This is a genomic window from Roseinatronobacter ekhonensis (assembly GCF_900499075.1).
GTDB classification, from domain to species: domain Bacteria; phylum Pseudomonadota; class Alphaproteobacteria; order Rhodobacterales; family Rhodobacteraceae; genus Roseinatronobacter; species Roseinatronobacter ekhonensis.
The window spans coordinates 64,032-75,450 of the sequence record NZ_UIHC01000014.1; the positions used below are offsets into that span (position 1 = coordinate 64,032).

The following is an 11,419-nucleotide window of genomic DNA, read 5'->3' on the forward strand; positions in this document are numbered from 1 at the left end:
CTGTCAGTTCGGCTTGATCGCCACTTTCATCGCCCCATCCCGGCGCCCTTCATATGTCTCCAGCGCACCGGCGAACTGTGAGAGCGGGAAACGGTGGGTCATGAGCGGGGACAGGTCGACGCGGCCCTCTGACATGAGCGCGATGGCGGCTTGTGCGGTGTTGGGGTTCGCGCGGTTGCCGACAATCTCGACCTCGTCCAGCACCATCCGTTTGAGCGGCAGACTGACATCCTCGTGGGGAATGCCGATCACGGACACCACGCCGCCCTTGCCAGCAGCGTCGCAGGCTTGCCGGATCGAGGTCGCGGTCCCGGCACACTCGCACACCCGTGGCACTCCCAGACCATCGGTCATGTCTCTCACCGTCTTCGCGACGTCGCTACTGCGGTAGTCGATCCCGATAGCACCAAGGTCCTCGGCCAGCCTGAGCCGCGCGCCATGCCCGGCCACGTAAATTCTTCCGGCGCCGACTGCCTTTGCGCAAAGCATCGCCATCAAGCCCTGCGGCCCGGTGCCCATGATGAGGATATCGTCGCCAGGCTGAATCCGGGTCCGGTTGACCGTATAGAGCGCGATGCTCAACGGATCGACACACGCGGCGTATTCTAGGCTCATATCGTCGGGGATACGGTATAGGCTCTTGACCGACGCGCACATGTACTGCGCATAGGCACCCGGCGTATAATGGCCGTGCTGCCGGTGTCCCCGCTCTGGGTGGCCGTAATTGAGACAAATATTGAAGCGACCAGTCATGCAGTTGTGGCAGTAGCCGCAGCCCACATGGGAAATCGCGCAGACCCTGTCGCCTTCGCGCCAGCCGAGGGCATTGGCCCTGGACCCGGTTTCGACCACGGTGCCGGACCACTCGTGTCCGGGAACCAGCGGAAACTCCTTCGGCCAGAAGCCCGGAAAATCACCCTGAATGATATGCGGATCGGTGCCGCAGATAAAAGTCGTGTCAACCTTGCACAGCACCTCGTCAGTTTCGGGCGTGGGGATCGGAATTTCTTGAATTCCGAATTCCCTCGGCGCGGTCAGAACAAGGGCGTCCATTGTTCTCTTGTTATCAAGCATTTGGGCCTCCTGAGCTGTCTGCTGGGTCGCGGCGCAGGGCGCGCCAGACCCGTTCGGGGGTGAGCGGAAGGTCTTTGATGGCGACGCCGGTGGCATCGGCAACTGCGGCTCCGAGCGCCGGGGCGGTGCAGAGGATCGCTCCCTCGCTCACCCCCTTCGATCCTTTCGGTCCGGGCCCGTCCGCGTTCTCAATCATCCCGGTTTTCAGAGAAATCGGCATATCCTTGGTGGTTACGATCCGGTAATCGATGGCGCCGAGGTTCTTGATCTGACCAGACTCGTCCATCAGGATCTGCTCGTAGAGCGAGTGGCCCAGACCCATGATCGCCGCGCCCTCGTCCTGCATCTCGACATGAAGCGGATTGAGCGCCTTACCCACGTCGCCCACGGTGACGTGCTTGTGAATCACCACCTCGCCCGTCTTGCGGTCCACCTCCACCTCGAAGGCGGTGCAGTTGAACTCGAAGAAAGCCGGTGTGCCGCCAAGCGGGTGCTCGGCCACGGTCGGCTTTCGCATCCGGCCATTGCCGATAAGTTCACCATTCCACTTGCCGAGGTTCTTCTGGACGAATTCGAAGATCGTCTCGGAGCCGCCGGGCAGAATGATGCGCCCGTCCGCGATGGCGATATCCTCTTCTGGAATTCCGAGGGTATCGCTCGCAAGCTCAATGACCTGGGCGTAAATGTCCTCGCAGGCACGGGTAATTGCGGTTCCCATGAACACGGTGGAGCGGCTGGCCGAGGTCTGCAAATCGAAGGGCACCACCGAGGTGTCCCCCATGATCAGCTCCACGCGGTCATAGGGCGCACCGAGCGCATCGGCGGCAAGCTGGGCAAAGATCGTACGCGCGCCCTGGCCCATGTCCGACGTACCGGCGAAAACAAGTATAGATCCGTCCGCCAGTAGCCGCACCGTAGAGTTGGACAGCCCCGTGGTTGCGCCCGCCTTGATACCCACTGCAATTCCGCGGCCTCGACCGGACGGCTTTGGCGTATCCCAGCCCAGCATATCGGCAGCTTTCCGAAGTGATTGCAGCCAATGCCCGTCGGCGGGCTGATCCCCCGGCACCACCTCGTCGCCTTTGTCAGCCACGTTGCGAAGGCGGATCGCAAGGCCGTCCATCCCAAGTCGCCGTGCCGCCTCGTTGATCTGACTCTCCACCGCCCAGTTTACCTGCGGCGTCCCAAATCCGCGGTATGCGCAGCTCGGCGTTGTGTGGGAGAGGATCGGGCGGGCGTGGATGCGGGCGTTCGGCACGCGGTAGGGGCCGCAAGCCAGGTAGTTACCCTTCGTGGTCACCCGCTCGGCAATATCAACATAGGCGCCTATCAAGTAATCGGATTGGATATCGTGGAAAAGTAGGGCACCCTCTTTCGAGAAGCCCGAGCGTACATGGATTTTGGCGCCCGCGCGTCGAACCGCCTGAAAGGTTTCCTCCAGCGTCAGGACAAGCCGCACAGGCCGCCCGATCCTCTGCGAGGCGTAGGCCACAAGCGGCTCGAACTTTGGCATCTGCTTGCCACCGAAGCCACCGCCGGGATCGGGTGCGATGACCTGCACCGCGCTCAAAGGAAGATCGAAGAGCTGGGCCATGACCTTCTGAAGAAGGAAAGGATGTTGCACCGGGCTCCAGATCTTCAGACGATCCTGCTGAGCATCGACGATAAAGCCGTGGGGTTCGATGGCAAAGTGGGTCACCATCGGGAAAGTATAGACGTTCTCGACCACAAGGTCGGCCCCAGCTCCGGCCGCATCCACGTCGCCCCAGCCAAAATGCATGTCCTTCAGCACATTGCTGTGCGCCAGCGGATCATCCGGTCGCAGGTCGGGGGGCTGCACCAGCGGCGCGTCGGATGCGACGGCGGCGTCGATAGACGTGACAGCGGGCAAGGGATCATAGTCCACGTCGACCAGCGTTGCGGCATAGGCCGCGATATCTTTGGTCTCGGCAATGACGGCTGCTACCGGCTCACCGTGATAGCGCGTTTCATCCACTGCAATGACCGGGCGGTCCTGATAGGCCGGGCCGAAACGAGGCACCGGCTGTGGCAGTTCGGCGGCGGTGATGACATCGAGTACACCCGGCACCGCCAGCGCCCGACGGGTGTCGACCCCCTTGATACTGGCACGACCCACATTAAGGGTGACGAGCTTGAGATGCGCCATTCCGGTGATGTCGATATCCGCTAGGAAAAGCTGACTGCCGGTGACCCGCTCCAACCCGCCGGCGCGGCGAATGTCGGCGCCCACAGTGCTCCCCGTGACCGGGTCTGTTGTAATCTCGTGGACGCTCTCACCGGCGGCATCACGCATCGCGGCGAACATCCGGTTGTAGCCCCCGCAGCGGCAAAGATTGCCTGAAAGGGCCTCGCGCACCTCCGCTTCGCACGCCTCCGGACGAGCCCGGTGCAGCGCTTCAGCCGACATCACCATACCGGGTATACAGAAGCCGCATTGCACGCCACCGCACTTGAGGAAGCTGTGCTGAACGGTGCTCGGTTGGCCGCCGGCCGAAAGCGATTCCACTGTCTCGACGGTAGTCCCTTCGCTTTCGACAGCGAGCATCAGGCATGAGTTGACCGGCTGACCATCCACGATCACGGTGCAAGCGCCGCATTCACCGACCGCGCAGCACTCTTTTGCGCCTTTCAGACCCAACGTGTCACGCAAGAAATCCAGAAGCGAGATATGTGGGGCGACTTCGCGTGAAACGCGTTTCCCGTTTACGATCAGGTCGACTTTTCCGACTGCGCCGAATTGTGCCGCAGCATTATCCTGAGGCTTGAAAGTATCAGGCATGGGTCGTTGCCTCCGCCAATCTTGACTGTGCTGTTGCAAGGGCGCGCTCGGTCATCACTTCAAGCATCGCGGTGCGGTACTCGGCGCTGGCGCGCACATCAGAGATGGGCGCCGCCTGCCTGGCTAACCAACGGATCGCAGCCAAGCGGTCAGCAGGCGCACTCGTAGGGTCGCCCAACACGCCGGATTCGTCGCGCAGCACCAACGGCCGCGGCGACACAGCGCCGAAGGCTACGATCACCTCGCCAGACGCGCTGACCGTACAGCACATGTTCGTGGTGGCGAGGTCCACCCCACGGCGCCGCGTGATCCGATCAAAGGCGGTGCCGAGCGGGGCTTCGGGAATCGGGATGAGCACCGCAACGACGATCTCGCCGGCGCCGAGGTCAATCTTCCGATTGCCCTCGATGAACTCTGCAACCGGTTGCACACGGGTGCCACCTCTTCCGTATAGCTCCACGCTGGCACCGAGTGCTGCGAGCACCGGCACGGTATCTGCGGCTGGCGACGCGTTGCAGATGTTGCCGGCGAGCGTCGCGCGGTTGCGGATTTGGATCGAGCCGACAACGTCGGTCGCCTCGCGCAATGCTGGCAAAAGGCCCCTTTCAGCTAGAAAACGGCCAAGTTGCATCATTGTCGTGCTGGAACTTACTCTGAGAATGCCACTCTCGAACGCTATATCCGGCTTGATATCCGCCACCGCCTTTAGGTCGATGACAAGCCGGGTCGAAAGATGCCCGTGGCGCAAGGCAACCGTAAGATCTGTGCCACCGGCGAGAAGCCGGGCCGATGCGCCTGCCTCTGCCCAGGCTTCAGACGCTTCCACTAGGTTCGCAGGTCGGAAATAGTCGAAGGGCGTCATACGCCGACCCTCGCAGGTATCTTGGTCCCCGAATCCGCCGCGGAACGGTGGTAATCCATGACAAGGACACGGGTCTCATCCGGAATGTCTGCCTTCCAGACAGTGACATCGCAGCCGAGCGCGTAGTCGATCTGGTCAGCTCGAAAATGAGCGAGAAACGCCTCAATCCATGCGCCTCGCTGCGGCTTGTAGGCCAGTGTGCGAAAATGCATCGGGATCACGATCCGCGGGCGCATCCGATGGATCATCTCCATCAGGTCGGGCAGTTTGATCGTGAGCGCGTCGCCAGTGAGCGCAAGCAGAATATCGACATCCTCAAAAAATTCCATTTGTGCCGATGTCAGGCGGTTCCCGACGTCACCCATGTGGGCAATCCTGATCCCGTCAAGCTCGAAGCGGTACATTGCGTTCTGGCCCGGTACTGCGTGCTCGGGATGATGTTCGTACTCCATCGCCTCCATCGCGTTGAATGTCAGACCGTCCACGACACGACTGCCGCCATTCAGCGCCACATCTAGTGCATCGACAACCGCGTGGTTGTCGGGAACCAGATCTTCGCGGCAGTGGCCATCGTCATCGGTGCTGGAGATCACCACGATATCTGCCGGATCGGGGATGGGCGCATACCCGACAAGTTCCGGCAGATAGGGGTCGGTGATGATCACGGGACCGGCCTTGGGCAAAAGGCGAAACGAGGCATGACCATACCATCTGATGTCCATTTTCCCATTTCTCCTGCTGGTTGCGTCCGGCGCCGAGCCTCTTTCGACGCGTCGCGACATCCCAAGGGCCAGAACATTGCCCGGCCCTTGGGCAGCTTTTCTTACATGCTTTCGTGTTCAAGCACGGCGTCACCATCGACGCTGTCAATCTGCACGAGTTCTCCGTCCTGCCATTCGAAGATGCCAAACAGGCCGGAGACAATGCCGGTGGGCGTGTACTCCATGGTCCCGGTCACGCCATCATAGTTGATTTCGCGCCCGTCGCGGATCGCCGCGAGACCATCCTCGTAGGTGTAGACGATCTCTCCATCGCCGCCGGTGACGTCGTACATCGCCTCGGTCCAGCTTTCGGAGCTAATCTCACCGGCCTTTTCGATGGCCAATGCGGTGGCGATCATCACGTCATAGTACTGAATAGCATAGGAGTTCGCGACATCGCCGATATCCTCGATATTGGGCGAGGAGTTTGCGAAAGGCTCATAGGCTTCCCAAGCCGGGTTCTCGGCATGGGCGAAGGCCGCCATCGCAACTTCCTCATGCTGGGCGAGCGCGCTCTCGGTGGCGGTATCGATGAACTCGGTCTCCTGCCAGTCGGTCGGCCCTACGACGAACCAGCTTTCGCCTGCCTCTGCAGCGTTTTTGACAATCGAGCCGCCTGCATTGGTGGACGAGAAGATGACGACCGCCTCAGGGTCAAGCCGCGCGATCCGAGACACGACGGAGCGGTAGTTGCTGTCAGAAGCCTGGATGTCGAAATCGTCCAGTACATCCATGCCCAGAGCTTCGGCGGTGCGCAGCGCGGCGTTCTTCTGAAGCTGCGCTCCTGCAGTTTCGGTGCCGACGATCACAACGCGGTTCTTGCCCGCCTGCTGCGCGTAAAGCAACGCCGCCGTACCCTGAGCGGTGTCCATCGGCGAGCCACGGAAAATCGGCTCCTCGGCAACGCCGCCGATCGACCCATCGATCGCACCACCGTGAACCGACGGCATAATCGGGTATCCCTGCTCGGCAATCGTCTCTAGCATGAACTCGCGGTACGACATGTAGCTGTGCGCCGGGTTCAGCAGAATATGCACCCCATCGCTGTCCACCAGCTTGCGGGCGGCACGTGCCTCACCCACCGTGCCGATGTCCTGGTGAACCGCGCGCCACGGACGGCCGAGCGGCGGATCTTGGTTGATCTTCGCGATGGCGACCTCGGCCACACCATCAAAGAACGGGCCAAAAGCGCCGAACTCACCGGTATGATAGGTCAGGTGGCCGACCACGGTTTCCTCTTGGGCAGACGCAGTTGCTGCGAAGCCTAGCCCCGCCGCGAGTGCGATAGCGCTGGTAAGTTGAATCGTCTTCCTTGTCATAACCTTCTCCTCCGTTGTCATAACTCTTTCCTCCGTTTGACACTTCTTCCAAAGTTCAGATGTGATACGCTGCCGTGATATCTTTCATGGTCAGCTCTGACCGATTGCGCAGCAGGTGCATTTCCCCCAGCGATAGCACCATTACGCGATCGGCGATCTCTAGCGTCTTGACGGCATTCTGCTCCGCCAAAACGATCGTCACGCCACGCTCTTTTCGAGTCTCGGCGATGCTCGAGAACAGGGTATCGACGAAGATCGGCGATAGTCCGGCCGAGGGTTCGTCGAGCAGAAGAACCTTGGGATCCTGCATCAGCGCCCGCCCGACGGCGAGCATCTGACCTTCGCCACCCGAGAGCGAACCCGCTGCCTGGGACGTGCGCTCCTTTAGCCTGGGAAAGAGCGTGAACACTTCCTCCAGTTTTTCAGCTTTTGGTCGGTGCCCGGTGCGCCCGCCAATCGACAGGTTCTCCATCACGGACAGGTCGGGGAAGACATTCCCTTCCTGCGGCACATAGGCCACGCCGGCGCCCGGCATCGTGTGGGCCGGCGCATCGGTCACATCCTTACCGTCAAGCTTCAGACGGCCCGATTGGACCGGCAAAAGCCGCGCCAGGGTCTTCAGGAGCGTCGTCTTCCCGGCACCGTTGGAGCCGAGAACGGCAAAGATCTCGTCCTGCACCGCGAAGCTGAGTTCCTTCAACACGCCAATCTCGCCATATCCGGATCGCAGGTTTTCGACCTCGAACATCGCTCAGACTCCCATATACTTCTCTGCGACAACGCGGTTCGATTTCACCTCGTCGGGCTCGCCTTCAAACAGGATCGAGCCTTCCGAGAGAAAATGAACGTAGTCGCAATATTCCCAAATCAGCGGCAGATCATGCTCCACCACGACGACGCGCATGGCGCCGGAGGCCACTTTCTCGCGCACCATGTTCATCACTTTTCGGGTGATGTCGTCGGGCAAACCCGCGGTAGGTTCATCCATCAAGAGCAGTTTCGGCTCTGCTATCAGGCAGCGCAGGATATCGACGAGCTTCTTTTCGCCGCCAGACCGGGCATGTCCCTCGCGATCCGTGAACGGGAACGCCTCCACGTAGTAAGAGACCTTCTCCTCGACTTCGTCACTGTCGCGCGTCTTGGCGAAAATGCTCTTTAGTCCTTCCGCGTCAGGGGGGGTCATGGCGAGCCTGAGCGAGTCCCGGATGGTCAAGCTGTCAAACCCCTGAATGCGCTGGTTTGTCTTGATAAGCCCGATCCGAGCCACCTCGTGAGAGCGCAACGGATTGAGGCTCTTTGTACCGGTGTCAGTGGACAGTTTGATCGATCCGCTTGTCGGTGCAATCCGGCGTGTCAGGAGGCCCATCAGTGTGCTTTTCCCCGCCCCGTTCGGCCCGATCAGCCCTTCGAGGCCCATGGCGCCGAAAGCCACTTTTTCGATATTGACCACCTCGTGCTCATGGTACGACTTGGTAAGGTTTGTGGCTTCAAGTTGCATCATTCGGCCCCTCTCGTGGACACGTCCCGCCCTGCGCCCGAGGCAGGTCTTTTGGGGGACCTAGGAGAGTCCACACCAAGAAGCCCGGTGGGCCGGAACATGATGATGGCGACAAGCAGAACGCCGTAGCAGAATAGCTTGAGGTTCGGCAGCAGGATGGCTTGCTCTGCCGGGACCGGCGCGTAAGTTTCGACCAAGATGTCGAACAGTCCGAAAGTTACGAACACACCGATCATGGCACCAAGGTTGTGGTTTTTCCCGCCGAGCACCAGCGCGATCCAGACTGCAAAAGTCAGCGATGGTGCCAAAAGATAGGGCACAAGGAACTGGTGGAGCGGCGCGGTCAGCCCGCCGAGCACGCCCATCAATCCGCAGGTAATCGCAAAGAGCATCCTCTTGGTGGCGGCAGTGTCTTTACCGAGGCTTGCGGCAAGTTCCTCGTTGTCCCGGATCGCAGAAAGGATGCGGCCAAACCTCGAGTCGCGCACCCGCGCCGAAACCCAGATCATCGCGCCTACGATCACCACGAGAAGCCCAAGATAGACAAGATTTCGCGCGTCAAGCTCCCGCAGTGGAAAACCGATGGTGCCAAGCCCCTGAACGCCGCCTGTCAGACCCTTTTCAGTGACCACCAGCGTTGCCACGATGGCGGCAAAAGCCAAGGTCGCCGCAAGAATGGCCTGCCCACTTCGCTGCAAGACCAGAAGCGCGAGCACGTAGCCCACTGCCGCAGCAACGGCCGAAGCAACAATAATCGCGAGAAACAGAGGGAAACCGAACTGGACGTAGAGCACGCCGGTCCCGTAGAGCCCGATACCCCAGAATCCGACGACACCGAAGTTGGGGATGCCAGCCATGCCAAACTGAAGATGAAGAAGCTGGGCAAGGCCGATATAAACCATCATCAGCGATAGGGAGAAGATAAGATAATCCATTAGGCTGTTCTCGCGCCGCGATATGTAAGGACCCCGATGAACGCCAGCAGCAACACCACGTCGGCGTATAGGGGCTTGGTCACCAGTGTGATGAAGGCGGTGAGGATGCCCGCCACGACAGCGGCGACAAACGCTCCGCGAACGCTTCCGACACCCGCTACAATGGTGACCAGCATGGTGATGAGGATCACGTTCCAGCCCATGTAAGGGGTGACCTGAGCAAAGACGCCCGAGAACACACCGGACATCCCGCCCGCGCAGCCCGCAATGAACCAGATCGCCATCGAGGTGACATGGGGGTTGATGCCGCTTGCCATCGCAAGTTCGCGATTATTGGCAAGTCCGCGCATCTGCTCGCCAAGTCCGGTGTAGTACACCATCCAGTAGAGAATGCCTGCCATCGCGAAAACCAGCGCCAGAGCGACCAGTTGCAGATTGGTGGCGCCGAGTCCCAGAACTTGCATGTAAACGATCGAAGGTTCGTTCAGAAAGAGGTTTTCGGGACCGACGATGAGGATCAGACCATATCGCAACAAGAACGAAACACCGACCGAGAGGATGATCATTTCGGTCGGTCCCACCCCGCGATTGAGCGCGGGACGAAAGATCGCCAGATAGACGGCGACACTCATCGCGCCTGACAGCAGCATAGACGGCAACAATGCGACATAGAAATGTGCACCCAGAACCACGTTAAACAGGATGGCGAAATAGGCGCCAAAGGTGATGCTTTCGGCGTAGGCTATGTTCATGAAGCCGTTGAGGTAGAATATCAGCGTGAAGCCCATCGCAGCCAGGATCAGCGGCGAGGCTTCCAGAAGCCCGATGAAGATCGCGTCAACTATGAGCATCTTTTGTCTGTCCTTCCTCGTATTGACCGGCGTGCCGGGCTGACCGCCGGAAAACTCTTCAGTCGACGAAATTCATGTCAGCCGGGTCAAATGTCGTCACCTGAACGTACATCAGCCCATCTTTCGTCACGTATGCGTCACCGCCGCGGTAGGGCTCCTGAAGCCAGTCGGCCTCTAGGCGCCAACTGACATTGACCGTGCCGCCAACGGTCCGCACCGTTTCCGTGATGAAGGTCGCACCGGCCAGCCCGCCCTCTTCGCGCGGCAGGCAGAACCCGGTGAACAGCTCTCCGATGGCTGTCCGACCCTCGATCGTTACCCCGTTCGGCAGGATGAACAGCACTTCTTCGGGGTACTGCGCCATCAGACGGTCCCAGTCGCATTCATTGAGTGCCTCTAGGTGTTCGAAAGTCACCATCTCCGCATTGGGCTGCGGCACAAGAGGCGGCAGCTCTTGCGCGTGCGCCACGGATAATATGCCCGCCTGCAAGATTGCGGCCAAAGCTGTGAGCTTGATCATCGACTTCATCTTCAGTTTCCTTCCAGAAAGGAGGGCTGCACGGGCCTGGATACGAAGTGCTTTGCGTTCGCGACGGGAACGTCGCGGCGCGTCGTCGTTCATGCCGTGACCGGGCGCGACTGAAGCAGGTAGACATTGTCGCCACGGATTGCCCATTCGATGTCCTGGGGCCTGCCGTAGTGAACCTCCAGCTGAAGCGCGAGGTCGGCGAGCTGTGACAACTCGCTATCCGCGAGCACCCCGCCATGATAGAGGTCTTCTTTTTTCTTCCGACCCTTGCGGTCCACCACGTAATGGTCCGGCGTCACCTCTCCCGAGACAACCTGCTCACCAAGCCCAAACACGGCCTCAATCAGCATCCGGTCCTTGCGCCGCGTAACCGGGTGGATGGAGAAGGTGACGCCGGCTTTTTCGGCATCGACCTGCGTATTCCGGGGTCATCCGGCCAGTGATTCCGAAAGTATCCGGCCACCCATTCCGATTTTATCCGGCCACTGATTCCGGAGCATCCGGCCACCCTGTGATGTGATGCTGCGAGGCAATCTGTAACTGGCTACCGTCTGGCTTTTTAGCTTTGAGGGAAGCCCGATGAAGAGATTGCCGATGCGGAAGATACGAGATGTTTTGCGGCTGTCTGCCGAGGGTCTTTCGACCCGTAAAATTGGTGTCAGCCTGACGATTGGGCGGACAACGGTTCAGGCATATCTGGATCGCGCTGCCGAGGTAAATCTGTCCTGGCCACTACCGCCAGAGATGTCTGACACCGACCTTGAACGCCTAATTTACCCACGCACGGCGC

General features: G+C 60.2%; 11 protein-coding genes and 1 pseudogene. 1 reads left to right on the forward strand and 11 read right to left on the reverse strand.

Translation table 11 applies throughout. From position 1 onward, the window contains the following. Positions 1-3 precede the first annotated feature (3 nt). The 11 genes and pseudogenes from ROE7235_RS08920 to ROE7235_RS08970 all read right to left on the reverse strand — a co-directional run. Positions 4-1,074, reverse strand: coding sequence for a zinc-dependent alcohol dehydrogenase (locus ROE7235_RS08920; RefSeq protein WP_183073433.1), 1,071 nt, complete (start codon positions 1,072-1,074; stop codon positions 4-6). Next, positions 1,067-3,874: a molybdopterin-dependent oxidoreductase gene (locus tag ROE7235_RS08925; protein WP_121094776.1), complete on the reverse strand. Its 2,808-nt coding sequence runs from the start codon at positions 3,872-3,874 to the stop codon at positions 1,067-1,069. The genes ROE7235_RS08920 and ROE7235_RS08925 overlap by 8 nt, the downstream gene beginning before the upstream one ends. Continuing rightward, positions 3,867-4,736 (reverse strand): FAD binding domain-containing protein, encoded by an 870-nt coding sequence (locus ROE7235_RS08930; protein ID WP_121094778.1) that lies wholly within the window; start codon positions 4,734-4,736, stop codon positions 3,867-3,869. The genes ROE7235_RS08925 and ROE7235_RS08930 overlap by 8 nt, the downstream gene beginning before the upstream one ends. Beyond that, positions 4,733-5,458 carry an MBL fold metallo-hydrolase gene (locus ROE7235_RS08935; protein WP_121094780.1) on the reverse strand — a complete coding sequence of 242 codons (726 nt, stop codon included), beginning with the start codon at positions 5,456-5,458 and terminating at the stop codon, positions 4,733-4,735. The genes ROE7235_RS08930 and ROE7235_RS08935 overlap by 4 nt, the downstream gene beginning before the upstream one ends. Positions 5,459-5,559: 101 nt before the next feature. Next, positions 5,560-6,837, reverse strand: coding sequence for an ABC transporter substrate-binding protein (locus tag ROE7235_RS08940; RefSeq protein WP_121094782.1), 1,278 nt, complete (start codon positions 6,835-6,837; stop codon positions 5,560-5,562). 34 nt (positions 6,838-6,871) lie between these two features. Beyond that, positions 6,872-7,564 carry an ABC transporter ATP-binding protein gene (locus ROE7235_RS08945; protein ID WP_121094783.1) on the reverse strand — a complete coding sequence of 231 codons (693 nt, stop codon included), beginning with the start codon at positions 7,562-7,564 and terminating at the stop codon, positions 6,872-6,874. A 3-nt stretch (positions 7,565-7,567) separates the two neighbouring features. Then, positions 7,568-8,317 carry an ATP-binding cassette domain-containing protein gene (locus tag ROE7235_RS08950; RefSeq protein WP_121094786.1) on the reverse strand — a complete coding sequence of 250 codons (750 nt, stop codon included), beginning with the start codon at positions 8,315-8,317 and terminating at the stop codon, positions 7,568-7,570. Further along, positions 8,314-9,249, reverse strand: a complete 936-nt coding sequence (locus ROE7235_RS08955) for a branched-chain amino acid ABC transporter permease (protein WP_121094788.1) — start codon at positions 9,247-9,249, stop codon at positions 8,314-8,316. Before ROE7235_RS08955 ends, ROE7235_RS08950 begins: the two co-directional genes overlap by 4 nt. Next, positions 9,249-10,100: a branched-chain amino acid ABC transporter permease gene (locus ROE7235_RS08960; RefSeq protein WP_121094790.1), complete on the reverse strand. Its 852-nt coding sequence runs from the start codon at positions 10,098-10,100 to the stop codon at positions 9,249-9,251. The genes ROE7235_RS08955 and ROE7235_RS08960 overlap by 1 nt, the downstream gene beginning before the upstream one ends. Before the next feature lie 58 nt (positions 10,101-10,158). Continuing rightward, a complete protein-coding gene (locus ROE7235_RS08965; RefSeq protein WP_220669547.1) occupies positions 10,159-10,722 on the reverse strand; it encodes a nuclear transport factor 2 family protein in 564 nt (187 codons plus the stop codon). Then, positions 10,719-11,030, reverse strand: a pseudogene (locus ROE7235_RS08970) (PEP/pyruvate-binding domain-containing protein); the annotation flags it as partial. The pseudogene ROE7235_RS08970 and the gene ROE7235_RS08965, both read right to left, overlap by 4 nt. 193 nt (positions 11,031-11,223) lie before the next feature. Between ROE7235_RS08970 and ROE7235_RS20380 the strand changes: the two are divergent. Continuing rightward, positions 11,224-11,419, forward strand: a 196-nt coding sequence (locus ROE7235_RS20380; RefSeq protein ID WP_370743584.1) for a LuxR C-terminal-related transcriptional regulator, incomplete at its 3' end; no start/stop codon positions are given.